Genomic DNA, 13586 nt, shown 5'->3' on the forward strand with positions numbered 1-13586 from the left:
GCTGGCACCGTCGTTCAGATTCTCCCCAGCGCAGTCAGGATCATCTGAGGCGTCAGCGGAATCTCCGTGATTATTGCCCCAAACGGCCTGAGCGCGTCATTGACCGCATTGGTCACGGCGGCGGCCGCCCCGGCCGTACCGGCCTCGCCCGTGCCCTTGGCGCCCAATTCCGATTCCATCGTGGGCGACACCACATGGCCGATATCAATATCCGGCATTTCGCCGGACATCGGGACCAGATAGTCGGCCATGTTAGCGTTGGCGAGCTGGCCACGTTCGTCATAAACGCATTTTTCGAACAGCGCGGCGCCAAGGCCCTGCACCACCCCGCCCCTGATCTGCTCGTCAACCAGCTGCGGATTGATGATCGTGCCACAGTCCTCGACCACCCAGTGCTTCAACAATTTAACGAAGCCGGTGTCGGTATCGACCTCCAGCCATGAGGCCTGGACACCGTTAGTAAAGGCGAAGGGATATTCTCGCGGGACAAAATGCCGTGTCGCCATCAGCTCCGCCTGAATACCCGGTGGCAGCGTATCGGGACGGAAATAAACGATCCTCGCCAATTCACTCAATTCAATGCGCGGCGCGCCATCGCTAACGTTCACAACGCTATTGCTGACGATGTCGAGATCGCCGGGTGACGATTGCAGGATGGCGGCGGCGACATCGAGGATGTTCTTGCGCAGGACCTTGGTGGTCTGAAGTGCGGCCTCACCGCCGATGCCGGCCCCGCGCGAAGCCCACGTGCCGCCGCCATAGGGCGTGTTGTCGGTGTCCCCCAGAATGACGCGAACGCGATCCATCGAGACGCCGAGGACGCTGCCGACGATCTGGGCGGTGAGCGATTCCGATCCCTGCCCCTGCTCGGTGATGCTGGTTTGGCAGACCACCGCTCCCTGGGCGTCGAGCCGCACCGCAACGCCATCCTGCGACGATATCTTGGCGCCACCGACGCCATAGAATGCCGCGCTGGGATTGGTGATCTCGATAAAGCTGGCGATGCCGATACCGCGATGAATGTTTCTGGCTCGCAACATTGCCTGTTCCGCGCGCAGCGCGTCATAGTCCATCATCTTGATAAGTTTCGCCAACGCGGCATGATGCGACAATTGCTCGAAACGCAAACCCGAAGGCGAAGCACAGGGGTAAGCGTCGTCGGCAATCAGATTGCGACGGCGAATTTCGACGGGATCCATGCCGATCTTCATCGCTGCCAGATCGACCAGACCCTCAGTTACTGAACAGGCGATCGGATGCCCGACCGCACGATACTGACACATGACGTTCTTGTTCTGGAACACGACGCGGGCCCGGGCGCGGTAGTTCTTGGTCACATAGGGCCCACCGACCAGGTTGACGACCTGATTGGCCTCGATGGCGCTGGTTCGCGGATACATTGAATACGGCCCGATACCCGTGAGATCGTCGATCTCAAACGCGGTAATGATACCATCGCGTTTGACTCCGATCTTTCCCTTGCAGCGATGGTCGCGCGCATGGATATCGGTGTTAAAACTCTCGACCCGGTCGGCGACGAATTTGACCGGCCGCCGCAGCAGTTTCGACAGTGCGTAAGTCGCCATTTCGTCGGCGTAGATGTGGACCTTGATACCGAAGGAGCCGCCGACGTCCTTGCAGACCACGCGGACCTGGGACTCCTGCAGACCGAGATGCAGCGCCGCAATATTCTGCACCATATGCGGCGCCTGCGTGCCCTGATAGATCGTGAGTCGCCCTTCGGCAGAGTTCCAGTCGGCAACTACCGAACGAGGCTCCAGCGTCACGCCGGTGTGCCGCCCAAAAATGAATTCTGCTTCCACCACCTCGTCGGAGGCAGCAAAGGCCGCGTCGACGGCGCCTGCGTCATGATTACGCTCGAAGGCCAGATTGTCGCCGAGCGCGGGATGGATCACGGACGTTGTGGGATCGAGCGCAGTTTGCATGTCCGTCACGGCGTCGAGTTCCTCATACGCGACGGAGATATGTTCTGCCGCGTCCTCGGCGGCGGCGCGGCTAGTTGCGATGATTGCCGCGACGGCTTCGCCCTGCCAGCACACCCGATCAACCGCGATCGCGCTTTGCGGCGCAGATTTGAGACCCTTCAAGTGCGAGAGTACCCCAACCCACGGCGTGATAACCACAGCAATTTCCTGGCCGGTGACGACGGCAATTACACCCGGCATGCGTTTTGCCGCTGCTGCGTCGATACCTGTGATTTTTGCATGCGCGTGCGGCGAGCGCAGGAACACAACATGCGCCATGCGCGGCAGTTCGATGTCGCTGACATATAACCCGCGTCCCTGCATCAGCCGGTCGAGGTTCGGCCGCGGCACGGTCTTGCCGATATAGGAGTTCGGCCGGTCGAGCACCGAAAACGCGTCACGATTCGCAGGTTTGCGTGTCATGGCGCGCGTCCTGCGCGCAACCGCGCTGTCGTCTCAATCGCATCAATAATCGCTTGATAGCCGGTACAACGGCAATAGTTGCCGGAAAGGTGCTCACGAATCGTTTTCCGATCCGGCTCCGGAGTCTGCTGCAGCAGATCCTGCGCCGCCATCAGCATTCCCGGTGTGCAGAAGCCGCATTGCAAGGCGTTACGATCGCGGAACGCGGCCTGCAGATCCGCGATTTCACCGCTGTCGGACAAACCCTCGATCGTTTCGACCGAGCCTTCTTGGGCCTGTACCGCCAGTATCAGGCAGGAGCGCACGATCTCGCCATTGAAGCGCACCGTGCAGGCACCGCAAACCCCGTGCTCACACCCGACATGCGTACCGGTCAACTTCATATGCTCACGCAGGAAGTCGGCCAGGTTGAGCCGCGGCAGCACATGGGTGTCGATACGCTCGCCATTGACTTCGAGGGAAATGGGCACAGGGGTCATCGCCCGGGTACCCCCGACTGCAAGTCGGCACGGGAAAGCAGCGTGGACACGCAACGCTGAAGTAATACTTTCGCGAGGTGCCGCCGCATGGCCGGAGTAGCCTGCTGATCCTCCTGCGGATCCAGCTCTTCGCCCAGTACCGCGGAGGCTTTGGCCAGGACTTCCGGCGTGACGGCGACGTTAACAAGTTTTCCGGCAGCCCCGGCGAGCAAAGGCCGGTCGCCCACGGCAAAGAAACCGAGGCGGAGATCAGTGAACTGCCCGTCTACGATGGTCGACTGCGCCGCCAAGCCGACAATGGCATAGTCGCCATGACGGCGGGCAAATTCATGGAAGAAGTGCGCGGAATCTTTCCGCGCGACAGGCAGTTCGACGGCAACCAGCAGTTCCTGTGGCGAAAGTGACGTCTCGTAAATGCCGGTGAAGAATCCTTGAGCAGGGATTCGCCGCTCGCCGCGTGGCCCGCAAACGATCACGGTTGCGCCCAGCGCCACCATGCAAGCCGGCAATTCGGAAGCCGGATCCGCGTGCGCAAGACTGCCGCCGAGCGTGCCGCGGTTGCGGATCGCCGGATGCGCGACATGGGAGGTAGCGTCCCTCAACAGAGGAGCATGGGTCGCGATTTCGGGAGATCTCAGGACGTCCACGTGACGCGTCAGCGCACGAACGGTTAAGACGTCGCCATTCACAACTATCCCGCGAAGTTCAGCCAATTCACCGATATCGACAATGAATTCGGGGGAGATCAGGCGCAGATTCATTGCCGGCATCAGGCTTTGGCCGCCGGATAACACCTTGGCCTTGTCCCCGTACGCGACCAACAGTTCCAGCGCACTTGGGACGCTGGTCGGGCGGGCATAAGCGAAAGCCGAGGCTTTCATTTCGGCGTAACCTCCCCCTGCGGGATATTGGCATTTTCTTTGGATTAGACGGCGACAATTTTTAAAGGTCAAGTTTGTTTATCGAGTGATTATTTCGGTGCCTGCGACTTTGGGGCTTGTTATCATGTTGCGACCGACGCACGTTTCCTACCAAACAAAAAGCCTGCCCTTGGGGGATCAGACCATGAAGCTCGGGTTCTTCACGATGCCCATCCATCCTGTCGGCAAGGATTGGCGGCTGTCCCTCAAAGAAGATCGCGAAGCCTTCCTGCTGGCCGACGAGCTCGGGTACAGCGAAGCTTATGTCGGCGAGCACGTCACCGACAAAGCCGAGAACATCACATCCTGCATCGCATTCATCGCCTGGCTTGCCGCGGCGACCAAGCAAATCAAGCTTGGAACCGGCACCATCAACATGCCGAACACTCATCCGGCGGCGCTTGCAGCCTCGATCGCGATGCTCGATCACATGCTTGACGGCCGGCTGATCTTCGGTATCAGCCCCGGTGGGTTGCTGTCCGACGCTGAAGTTTTCGGTAATCTCGACGCAGATCGCAACGCGATGTTCCTGGAGGCGATCAATCAGGTCCTTGATATCTGGGCCAGCGAGCCTCCGTATAACCTCCAAGGCAAGTACTGGAATGTATCGGTACAGAAGACCCTGATTGAGGACATTGGTCAGGGGTTCATCGCGCGCCCGCTACAACGGCCGCATCCACCGATCGTAGTGACGGCAGTGGCGCCGTTCTCGAAAGGCGTGACCGAAGCCGCTGCGCGCGGCTGGGATCCGATTTCGGCGAACTTCCTGATGCCGGCTTGGGTCAAAAGCCATTGGCCTAAATACGTTGAAGGCTGCGAACGTGTCGGCCGCCCCGCAGAGTCGGCGAACTGGCGGGTCGCCAAAAGCGTGTTTGTGGCCAAGGATGCTGCAACGGCAAAAGCCTATGCCACCGATCCGAACGGTCCATATGTCTATTATTATCGCTCGCTATTCACCAAGTTGAAGCGTGGCGGCCGCATCGAGTTGTTCAAAACGCGCCGCGATCAGCCCGACGAGGAAGTGACGCTCGAGTCGATCTGCGACAAACTCATCATTCACGGCACGCCAGATAGCGTGGCCGACCAACTGCTGGCTTTTCAGGAGGAGACTGGGCCCTTTGGCACGCTCCTTTATGCCGGCAAGGACTGGAAGGATCGTGAGCTTGGACGCCAGTCGATGATCCTGATGGCGGAAAAAGTCATGCCGCGCGTTAGCGCAGACATGTCCGGCAAGGCGTCCGGATAGATCAATTCATCCAAGGAATCTGCCGTGGCTCTTAGTGATCGTATCCCCTATCAGGCCCAAATCGATCGACCAAAGTTGATGCTTCCCGGCGGCAAGAAGCTCGCAGTGTGGGTGATCCTCAACGTAGAGGAATGGCGGATCGAGAACGCGATGCCGCGGACGGTGCTCAGCCCGCCGATGGGCCAGCCGCTGCTGCCAGACGTGCCGAACTGGTCCTGGCATGAATACGGCATGCGGGCCGGCTTCTGGCGGCAGTTCAAGGCGCTGACCGACCGCAAGATGCCGGTAACGCTGGCCCTGAATGCCAATGTCTGCAATTCCTATCCGCGCGTTGCGTCCGCCGCGCTCGAGGCCGGCTTCGAGTTTATGGGCCACGGATTCCTGCAGGGGCCGATGCACAAGCTCGACAATCAAGCCGATGCGATCAAGCGCTCCGTCGAAACAATCGCAAATTTCACTGGAAAATCACCGCGATCATGGGAGAGCCCGGGCCTCACCGAGACCGGGGAAACTCTCGATCTGCTGCGCCTCAACGGCATCGAATATCTGGCGGATTGGGTAATCGACGACCTGCCGCAGGATATCGCCACGCCCCACGGCACCATCACGACGATCCCCTATTCGGTCGAAACCAACGACATCGTCGTCCATGCGCTGCAACATCAGCCCTCCGAGCAATTCCTGAAGCGTGGCATGGATCAGTTCGACCGGCTCTATCTCGAAGGCGAATCGAACGCGCGGATCATGGCGATCTCGATCCATCCCTATATTACAGGGGTCCCGCATCGCATCAAATATCTGGAGGCGCTGCTGGACTACGTCATCAGCCATGACGGCGTGGCACTGATGACCGCAAGCGAAATCGGCGACTGGTATCGCGCGGAAACAGCCGGAAAATAACGGCTACCTATCCCACCACCTTGATTGGCGCACGACGAATATCCGCCGAGGTTTCGTTAACCCGCGCGAAGCCGGCCAGGAAGACATCCAGCGCATCGCTAATCATCCGGTCCTTGTCTTCGAGCACCGGCGAATCGTAAATGTACTTGCGAACTCCGTAGTAAAAAATTCCGCCGTGAAGGAACCAGGCGAGCTCAAGTTCTGTCGCACTCGGCTTGTTTTGCACCGCAAGTCCCGCTTCATGACGGCACTCCCGGATGATCCGGGTCAGTATCTTTTCCTTGACCATGCCGACATACCAGCGATTGATGTCGAGGCCCTTCAAGCCCGAATAGAGATAGATGCGAAGCCACTTCCGGGTGAAGATCGCGTCGGTATAGGTACGGTAGAATTCCAGCAGCCGGTCACGAAGCGGCCGCGAGCGATCGGTCAGCAGTTTCTCCCAGCCGGTCTCGAGCGGATCGAGATAGACCGTGCGATAAACTTCCTCGATCAAGTCGTCCTTGCTTGGAAAGTAGCGATAGAGCAGCGGCTGCGTTACGCCAAGCCGCCGCGCCAATGCTCGCGTTCCACCGCCAAATCCTTCTTCCGAGAAAAATTCTGTCGCCTTCGCAACAAATTCCCGGCGACGATCGTCGGGCGAGAGGCGCCTTTGCTTGGCGCCAGCACGTTTGGCCTCTTCTTTCCTGCTCATCAGGATTTGCCGTCATCGCCGGCAAGGAACCGGCCGAACCCGCCGCGTGCAAACAACAGTGGCTGCTGCCCATTATAAGTATAGGCCTCGACAGCTCCCAGGAAAATGATGTGGTCACCGCCGTAGTATCGATTGGCGGCACGGCACTGAAAATTTGCGACGCTGTCAGCAAGCACCGGGGCGTTGCCGAGCCCCGGCGTCCAGCTCACGCCAGCGAATTTGTCGCCGGAGGATTTTGCGAATTGCGAGGCCAGCGTCTGCTGAGAAGCACCGAGAACATTGACTGCGAAATGGCTGGCGTTCTGGAAGATGGTCAAGCCCTGCGAGAACATGCCGAGGCTCCACAGGACCAGCGGCGGATTCAGCGAGACTGAGGCAAAGGAGTTGCAGGTCACGCCATACGGCTTTCCGTCAGCCGCCATCGCTGTAACAATAGTGACGCCGGTAGCGAACGTACCGAGCGCATTACGAAAATCCCGGGGATCGATCGCCGAGTTGTCGCTGGCGAACTCGTTAGCGGGATCGGCCGGATGTTTGGGTGCGTCGGACATCCTCGCCTCAGAGCGTCAGGTTTTCGGACGGCAGGCCAAGCGCTACACGTCCATAATTGGTTCCCGCCGCATCGAAATTGAACGCGAGGTGCGAATTCACCGCGTGGGCATCGCGAAACTGCCGCTGCAACGCACCCGACGTAAACAGACTGCGCGCGCCGCTTGCAGCAAACAGCAGCGACACGGCCTCAGTGCAGAGGTTGACAGAGAACGCGCCGTCACGCCGCAATCGCGTCTTGTCTGCTATATCCGGAACGTGACCACGTCGAGCGTCCACCATCGCTTCGATGCAGTTCGTGCGCATGACCAGCCGCGCCGCGTCGATCTTGGCGGAGGCCTCCGCGATCTTGATCTGGGTCGTCTGCATATCGCTGAGCTTGGCACGATTGTAGGTCGAGGCGCGATGACGTGCGAATTCGACATAATCATTCAAACAGGCCTGTGCATTACCCAGACCGACGCCTGATAATACATAGGGGAACAACGAGAATACCGGCAGCGCATAGAGGGCGTTTGGATTGACGGCACTCCCCGGGGTTGGCCCGCCGGTAAGATCGCTGACGGCGATCGTCATCTGCTCGGCGATGAAGGCGTCCGTGACCCTGACATCGTTCGATCCGGTACCGCACAGGCCGGTCGCGTTCCAGGTATCGTTGATCTTGTAGTTGCTCTTGTTGAGCAGGAAGAGCCGGTATTCGATACCGTCGGCGTCATCGTCGGACGAAACCACGCTGGCGAGCATGTTCCAATCGCAGGATTCGACGCCTGAGGAAAACGGCCAGTGGCCATTGAGCACATATCCGCCATCGACTTTTCTGGCTCGGCCAGCTGGAAAGATGAATGACGAGGCGATCAACGCATCGGCGTCCTTGTCCCAGACGGCGTCCTGCGCATGCCGGTCAAACATGCCCAGCATCCAGTGATGGCTGGCAAGATTGGCAAAATTCCACGCTACGGATGCATCCGCCTGCCCCAGCGCATCGGCGCAATCGACCAGCGCAACATAGTCGAGTTCGGCGCCGCCGACGCGTTTGGGCTGTATGATCCGGAACAGGCCGGCATCGTGTAAATCTCGCTCGGTCTCCGGTGGCAGGCGCCGCAGTTCTTCGGTCCTGGCGGCACGCTCCCGCAGCTTCGGGATCAACGCTCTGGCGCGCGCGACGATGGCGGCATAGCTGCCCGTTCCCGGTCCCGCGAGCGAACTTGCATCTGGCCTGCGGCCGTCCCCTGGCATTGGCGTTTCCTTGCCCAATCCGTCGTTGCGAACTTGAAGCGGTTGGGCCTGGCCAGTCTACCGCCTCACCGCCAATGATCAAGGCGCGCGGAACATGGCTCTTCCACCAAATTGGGCTGGTGCCATGAGATCTTTTGCGTCGCGCCATGACGGATCCGTTGGCTATGCACCCGTGCTAAAACGAAAAAGAGCCCGGCGGCCGTCAGGCCACCGGGCGAGGAGTACTTCGAAAGAATGCTGGACGCTGGCTATCCAATGAGCTTCCGCCAGTAAAGCGTATTTGGCCAAGCCCATGGGACTGGCGGCTGAAACAGCCGGTAGCCGGCGCGAATGAAATTATTGGCTGACGACAGATTGTCAGTCGTGTCGGAAATGACCGAGCACCATCCATTGAGCCGCGCACGCCCCTCCACGGCGCCCATCAAACGAAGTTGCAACCGGCGTCCCCAGTGCTTTCTCAGCACGCCAACCCGGCAGAAATAGCCAGCATTGGACACGTGGGTTGAAGGAACAACTCCCGCAAAGCCAACTGGCTCCGTCTCGTCACGAGCGAGCCACCAATGCCCATGATCGAACTTTGGTATGGGGGCACAATCCAGGAATGTCAGCCGATGAAGTTCCAGGAGCGTATCAGCTATTTCATCGTCGTGCCCGTCAACCTCACGAATCCGGTACATTGGCTCCACCTGATGCTGAAATTTGAGTTGTCGACGGATCGCATTCAGCAAACCGTCGGCAATGAATCTGGACGCCACATCGATGACCGTGGCTACACAACATACGCCGAGATATTCCGGTCATGGCGCATCTCCGCGATCACCTGCCAAGCGTAGCCTTGATGCCGAGCCAGACCGCACCAACAAATCCGGTGACGATCACGGTGATGACCGCCTTGAACGTATAGCTCTGCATCCCTCGAAAGATGATGATGCCGTCACCGGGCGTCTCGATCTTGTCGCTGTACAGCTTGAAGCCGCTGCCGACGCCGAGCGCGGCGATCTTGCTCTCGATCAACCGCTCGCTCGACTGCGCCAATGTCCGTTGCGCTTCGCGGATGCAGACCGCGAGCGTGCCGCGTTCGGCCTGGCAGGTCTCGACCAGCAGCTCGCCAAAAAAATGCGACTTTCCGGATCCCCGGCCGCCGAAAGCTCCGCGGTACCTGCTGGGCCGAAGCAACGGTTCAAATACTTTCGCTGTCGGGATTTTCAGGATTGACGATGTGCCGTTCGATGCGTTGGGGAGGCCCGCCCGGGACTTCATTGCCGCTCTCCTGTGGTTGCGCGGCCTTGCCCCAGCCGCGATCGAGGACGGCGTTGGCCGCCGAGACGCGCGCCGCAGGCGTCGCATCCTTGCTTTGCATGATTTTGACGAGGACGTTGATGGCCGTCTTGGTCTGGCTCCGTGCCAGTGAGCGGATGTCTGCCAAGGGTTTCCTCACTGCGTCTCGTCATGATTCGCCGTGACGTATTCGCACGGCGTAAGGTCGGTCGGGTCCGCCGCAGGCTCGTGCACCGCGGAGCGGAACGCGATCGTCGGGAAATCGGTCTGTTCATGATCATGCCCGGGGCGCGGGATGAACTGGATGATTTCGGCACTCATGAGGGATCCTCCCATACCGCGATTGCAATCAGGCCGATCAGCGCGAGCGATATCAGATACGCCGTCATCGGCTTCTCTCCGGGAAAAAATGCGCGGCATGATCGCTGGTGTGCAATCATTTCGGGCGCGAACCGTATCCCTGCTGCAGGGGCCGCTTGCGGACGTGACCTGGGCCACGCCGCACGCCGGCACGTTCGCGCGTGCCGGCTAAGGATGATCTCAAAGGTTCGGACGACGGCGCGCCTGCGACGCCTCAGGCGACGGGCGTTGGGAGTTGGGGCGTCATGACAAGCGGCCGCCGTCCGATTGGAAAATTTCAACAAAAAAGCCCGCGGCGGATTTCTCCGCCCGGGCTCTGCATGATTTTCGCGATGATGATGATGTGCCGGTGATTTGCCCGACGTGTCAAATTCTTTTTCAGGCCGTCAATCAATCGCAGAAAATCAGGGAACGCCGATGCGACAGGACTCGCCTGACAATAAGGCGCGAGCCGATGGAATTTTGGTCTTCGAGACTATCGCTGCTGCGCGGCAAGCAAAAGCGCGAGCAACCCGTCGGGCGGCGGCTGATCCGGATTGTCAGGATCGATGCCCGAAAGCGCTGTGATCCGACCTGCAAGGCCGCCCATCGGGCTTGGACTGACTGAGGGAGCGAGGGATGCTCCTGGAGCCTGCGGTTCGTTGGCGCTCGGCTGGTTCAGATGTTGAATGTACTCTAGCAACGTGGAGGCCGTTGGACCCTGGGATTGCCCCGGCCTGGACGGAGAGCTGCCGCCACCGGCTGCGCGGGACAAGGCATCGTTTCCGTTGACGAAGTCGTTTCGGCGTTGCGGCGGCGCCGCCCGCATCGGATACAGCGGATCGAGGCCCGCCAGAGCCGCGGCCCAGTCGATGCGGTCGCTAGAGGCGTTCAGTTGATCGGGAAGAACGAACTGCGCGGCCGGAGCGCCGGAGTCGGATACGGACGCTGGCGGCGGATTGCCATCCCGCCGGCTGACATACCGCATCGGCTTGGTGCCGACGCCAGGCGCTTCGGAAAAGTCCGTCGATCCCCGGATCGGCGGCGGAGTCGTCCACAACGGCATCGGCTTGTCGTTGAATATTCCGGGTGGCTTGCCGGGTTCAGCCGGCGGCAGGGGCAGGTTCGGATTACGCGGCGTGATGCCGGCAGGCGAGGAGGTCCAGTTTCCGAAGCGGTCGCTCGGCGACTCATCAGCAATCACCCGTTCGAGGTAGCGAATAGGACGGCCCCCTGAGATATTGCCCTTGCCCTCCGAAACATCAACGGGCGCTGAGCGAGGACCAATCGGAGCTTCGAACGGCTCGTTCAACCCTGGAGCAAAGAACTCCAGAAGTTCACCCGCAGGACCCAACGGATCACGCGCCACACCTGTTGCGGGTGGGAGTTCACCAGCTCGCAAGGCCGAGGCAGCAAACGAATTGCTGTTCTGACGCTGACCACGGTAGGCGAAACCTGCGCGGTTGACGTCATGCGCAAAGCGTTGCATTCGCGCGAGATGACCGCTGAGATCATCGCCCTCAGCAATTATTTCATAAGGAGCGTTTGGATCGTCGCTTTCTTCTTTTTTCCTGTCGAACGCGTCCCGGTCACGAACCATCGCGTTCATTCTACCGAAGCTTGAAGGGGCGCTTCCCGTCCGAAATATCTCTCCAATAACGTTGCCCGCCTTTTCCAGTCCACTCAGCTCTCTAAATTCCGGCGTTGCTTCGACAACAACGTGCTTGATCAATTCGCCGGATAGACCCGTGCGCTCATAGTGGATCGCAGTGTGAAAGCTTCCCGGAGCTCCGGTCGGGGTATACGTGACATAGATTCTATCTGCCATAATCGCAATTTCTCCAGCTGTACCGTTGATGAATCTCTAGTCAGGAAAATGGAAGGTGACGCGAGCCAATGTAGGGGGCAGTAATATTTCCGGTGTTCTTGTCCAACACGAAGTGGACCGCCCAGTCGGCGCCCTCAAAAGTGATGCCGAATTTCGTTGGATTTTCGGAAAGCGGCACAAAGAATTTTGATGCCCTTACGATCGGGATTACTTCGTCAACGCGACACCCCGTTTCGGGCAAATACCTCCTGATCGCAGCCCAAATGAACCGTTCCTGAACGGTTTGGGCAAGCAACTCATCGATCGACTCGACAAATCGCTCCAGTTTTTGTGCACACAATGTGGCGCGGGGTTGCCCCGGTCCTCGCGGCGACTTCGGCGTTGCACCCGGGAGAAACAGCCTTACGCTAGAATTGGTCTCGTAGCCCCTCAGTTCGATATTGGCCCCACCGACGCTTGCACATCCGAAATTTTCGACGGACAAACCCGCTCGCCAACTCAATTGGAGGATGAGCGCAGAATCATGCGTGAGCAGGACGATGGATGAATGATCATCGTCGTTGAAAACATCCGCCGGCCCGCCGGCACCCCGAAGCGCGGACTTGAATTCGGTGTCCTTGGCGGCAAACCACTGTTGCGCATCCTTCAGGGCATAAACGTAATCCCCGGCGAAACACACCTTGAGGAATTTCGGATTCTTTACCCGAACACCCCAAACGCTGATCTCGAATTCCTCGTCGAGATCCGACAACTTCGAGACCGAGATCCTGCTGACGTTGCTGTCGCGGCACGACGCATACAGAAGAAACCCCAACACGAGAACCGTTCCATAAACGGCCAGCAAGACAATTGTTCTTACTATGATTTGATCGACAGTTAGCGGGATAAGCGTTCGAGATTCGAATGCCATGTCAGGCCCCCAACGCACCAGACAGTGATCGAGTAAAAGTCACTCGACAGAGTGGCTATCATCCTGGTTCTTTCGCGCGCTTTCTGATTAGCTTCCGCTGAAAATTTCAGGATATTTTGTGCAGGCTGCTTGTTCGACACGACCAGCCCGGTCTCTTGGCTGTCGGAATCCGCTTGCTCAAGTCGCTCCTGAGCTGCGGGACGAACTGGATAACGTTGGCGCTCATGAAATGACCCACACGGCGATTCCAATCAGGCCGATCAGCGCGAGCGATACGCGGTCATCGACTTCCCTCCGGAAATAAAAATGCGCGGCAGGATCGCTGGCGTGCGATCATTTCGGGCGCGAACCGTATCCCTGATACAGGGGCCGCTTGCGGCCGTGACCTTGGCCACGCCGCACGCCGGCACGTTCGCGCGTGCCGGCTAATCATCTCAAAGGTTCGGACGACGGCGCGCTCGCGACGCCTCAGGCGACGGGCGTTGGGAGTTGTGGCGTCGTGACAAGCGGCCGCCGTCCGATTGGAAAATTCAATAGAAAAAGCCCGCTGCGGATTTCTCCGCCCGGGCTCTGCACGATTTTCGCGATGATGTAGATCTGCCCGTGATTTGCCCGACGTGTCAAATGTTTTTCGGACCGTCAACAAATTACCGAAAATGCGATGCAACAGGTTGGATAATTTGAAACTTCCCCGCGGATAGCATCGCTGTAAATGAAAAAGCCCGCGGCCGATTTAGCGGCGCGAGCTTTACGATATCGGCGACGATGAAGATGTGCCGCTGATTTGCCCGACGCGTCA

Annotated in this window: 15 protein-coding genes; 3 read left to right on the forward strand and 12 right to left on the reverse strand. The window is 59.2% G+C overall.

The window, feature by feature from the left end; genetic code table 11:
* Positions 1-14: 14 nt before the first annotated feature.
* Genes JQ629_RS26050 through JQ629_RS26060 form a run of 3 tightly spaced genes read right to left on the reverse strand, consistent with a single transcriptional unit; the run spans position 15 to position 3768 of the window.
* The gene (locus tag JQ629_RS26050; RefSeq protein WP_212415061.1) at positions 15-2408 is read right to left on the reverse strand and encodes a xanthine dehydrogenase family protein molybdopterin-binding subunit; all 2394 of its coding nucleotides are present in this window, start codon (positions 2406-2408) and stop codon (positions 15-17) included.
* On the reverse strand, positions 2405-2887 hold the full coding sequence (locus JQ629_RS26055) for a (2Fe-2S)-binding protein (RefSeq protein WP_212415062.1): 483 nt from the start codon (positions 2885-2887) through the stop codon (positions 2405-2407). The genes JQ629_RS26050 and JQ629_RS26055 overlap by 4 nt, the downstream gene beginning before the upstream one ends.
* Positions 2884-3768 (reverse strand): FAD binding domain-containing protein, encoded by an 885-nt coding sequence (locus JQ629_RS26060; protein ID WP_212415063.1) that lies wholly within the window; start codon positions 3766-3768, stop codon positions 2884-2886. The genes JQ629_RS26055 and JQ629_RS26060 overlap by 4 nt, the downstream gene beginning before the upstream one ends.
* Before the next feature lie 184 nt (positions 3769-3952).
* Between JQ629_RS26060 and JQ629_RS26065 the strand changes: the two genes are divergently transcribed.
* A complete protein-coding gene (locus tag JQ629_RS26065) occupies positions 3953-5053 on the forward strand; it encodes an LLM class flavin-dependent oxidoreductase (protein WP_212415064.1) in 1101 nt (366 codons plus the stop codon).
* A gap of 24 nt (positions 5054-5077) precedes the next feature.
* Positions 5078-5953 (forward strand): polysaccharide deacetylase family protein, encoded by an 876-nt coding sequence (locus JQ629_RS26070; protein ID WP_212415065.1) that lies wholly within the window; start codon positions 5078-5080, stop codon positions 5951-5953.
* Between the two features lie 7 nt (positions 5954-5960).
* Here JQ629_RS26070 and JQ629_RS26075 read toward each other — a convergent pair whose 3' ends face one another.
* From JQ629_RS26075 to JQ629_RS26090, 4 genes are all read right to left on the reverse strand, one after another.
* The gene (locus JQ629_RS26075) at positions 5961-6647 is read right to left on the reverse strand and encodes a TetR/AcrR family transcriptional regulator (protein ID WP_212415066.1); all 687 of its coding nucleotides are present in this window, start codon (positions 6645-6647) and stop codon (positions 5961-5963) included.
* Positions 6647-7198 (reverse strand): flavin reductase family protein, encoded by a 552-nt coding sequence (locus tag JQ629_RS26080; RefSeq protein ID WP_212263927.1) that lies wholly within the window; start codon positions 7196-7198, stop codon positions 6647-6649. Before JQ629_RS26080 ends, JQ629_RS26075 begins: the two co-directional genes overlap by 1 nt.
* 7 nt (positions 7199-7205) lie before the next feature.
* Complete coding sequence (locus JQ629_RS26085; protein WP_212415067.1) at positions 7206-8432, reverse strand: acyl-CoA dehydrogenase family protein; 1227 nt, start codon at positions 8430-8432, stop codon at positions 7206-7208.
* A 248-nt stretch (positions 8433-8680) separates the two neighbouring features.
* The gene (locus JQ629_RS26090; protein WP_212415068.1) at positions 8681-9109 is read right to left on the reverse strand and encodes a GNAT family N-acetyltransferase; all 429 of its coding nucleotides are present in this window, start codon (positions 9107-9109) and stop codon (positions 8681-8683) included.
* On the opposite strand from JQ629_RS26090, the gene JQ629_RS26095 reads away from it, so the two are divergent.
* Positions 8993-9265 (forward strand): hypothetical protein, encoded by a 273-nt coding sequence (locus tag JQ629_RS26095; RefSeq protein ID WP_212415097.1) that lies wholly within the window; start codon positions 8993-8995, stop codon positions 9263-9265. The genes JQ629_RS26090 and JQ629_RS26095 overlap by 117 nt on opposite strands.
* On the opposite strand, the gene JQ629_RS26100 is transcribed toward JQ629_RS26095, so the two are convergent.
* The 5 genes from JQ629_RS26100 to JQ629_RS26120 form a co-directional block, all read right to left on the reverse strand.
* The gene (locus JQ629_RS26100; RefSeq protein ID WP_249135276.1) at positions 9249-9608 is read right to left on the reverse strand and encodes a phage terminase large subunit; all 360 of its coding nucleotides are present in this window, start codon (positions 9606-9608) and stop codon (positions 9249-9251) included. The two genes, JQ629_RS26095 and JQ629_RS26100, sit on opposite strands and share 17 nt — an antisense overlap.
* Positions 9609-9612: 4 nt before the next feature.
* Positions 9613-9858, reverse strand: coding sequence for a hypothetical protein (locus JQ629_RS26105; RefSeq protein WP_249133249.1), 246 nt, complete (start codon positions 9856-9858; stop codon positions 9613-9615).
* Positions 9859-9866: 8 nt separating this feature from the next.
* Positions 9867-10031, reverse strand: a complete 165-nt coding sequence (locus JQ629_RS26110; RefSeq protein WP_212415070.1) for a hypothetical protein — start codon at positions 10029-10031, stop codon at positions 9867-9869.
* A 514-nt stretch (positions 10032-10545) separates the two neighbouring features.
* Positions 10546-11877 (reverse strand): hypothetical protein, encoded by a 1332-nt coding sequence (locus tag JQ629_RS26115; protein ID WP_212415071.1) that lies wholly within the window; start codon positions 11875-11877, stop codon positions 10546-10548.
* A gap of 40 nt (positions 11878-11917) precedes the next feature.
* Complete coding sequence (locus JQ629_RS26120) at positions 11918-12787, reverse strand: hypothetical protein (RefSeq protein ID WP_212415072.1); 870 nt, start codon at positions 12785-12787, stop codon at positions 11918-11920.
* Between the last annotated feature and the right edge of the window lie 799 nt (positions 12788-13586).

It is taken from the genome of Bradyrhizobium sp. AUGA SZCCT0222, assembly GCF_018130205.1.
In the GTDB taxonomy this organism is placed as follows: Bacteria; Pseudomonadota; Alphaproteobacteria; order Rhizobiales; family Xanthobacteraceae; genus Bradyrhizobium.

Bases quoted from the DNA above. Each gene is read 5' to 3' on its own strand.
- JQ629_RS26085 (WP_212415067.1), bottom strand. From the start codon at position 8,432: ATGCCAGGGGACGGCCGCAGGCCAGATGCAAGTTCGCTCGCGGGACCG.
- JQ629_RS26080 (WP_212263927.1), bottom strand. From the start codon at position 7,198: ATGTCCGACGCACCCAAACATCCGGCCGATCCCGCTAACGAGTTCGCC.
- JQ629_RS26120 (WP_212415072.1), bottom strand. From the start codon at position 12,787: ATGGCATTCGAATCTCGAACGCTTATCCCGCTAACTGTCGATCAAATC.
- JQ629_RS26110 (WP_212415070.1), bottom strand. From the start codon at position 10,031: ATGAGTGCCGAAATCATCCAGTTCATCCCGCGCCCCGGGCATGATCAT.
- JQ629_RS26115 (WP_212415071.1), bottom strand. From the start codon at position 11,877: ATGGCAGATAGAATCTATGTCACGTATACCCCGACCGGAGCTCCGGGA.
- JQ629_RS26060 (WP_212415063.1), bottom strand. From the start codon at position 3,768: ATGAAAGCCTCGGCTTTCGCTTATGCCCGCCCGACCAGCGTCCCAAGT.
- JQ629_RS26065 (WP_212415064.1), top strand. From the start codon at position 3,953: ATGAAGCTCGGGTTCTTCACGATGCCCATCCATCCTGTCGGCAAGGAT.
- JQ629_RS26075 (WP_212415066.1), bottom strand. From the start codon at position 6,647: ATGAGCAGGAAAGAAGAGGCCAAACGTGCTGGCGCCAAGCAAAGGCGC.
- JQ629_RS26095 (WP_212415097.1), top strand. From the start codon at position 8,993: ATGCCCATGATCGAACTTTGGTATGGGGGCACAATCCAGGAATGTCAG.
- JQ629_RS26050 (WP_212415061.1), bottom strand. From the start codon at position 2,408: ATGACACGCAAACCTGCGAATCGTGACGCGTTTTCGGTGCTCGACCGG.
- JQ629_RS26090 (WP_212415068.1), bottom strand. From the start codon at position 9,109: ATGTACCGGATTCGTGAGGTTGACGGGCACGACGATGAAATAGCTGAT.
- JQ629_RS26055 (WP_212415062.1), bottom strand. From the start codon at position 2,887: ATGACCCCTGTGCCCATTTCCCTCGAAGTCAATGGCGAGCGTATCGAC.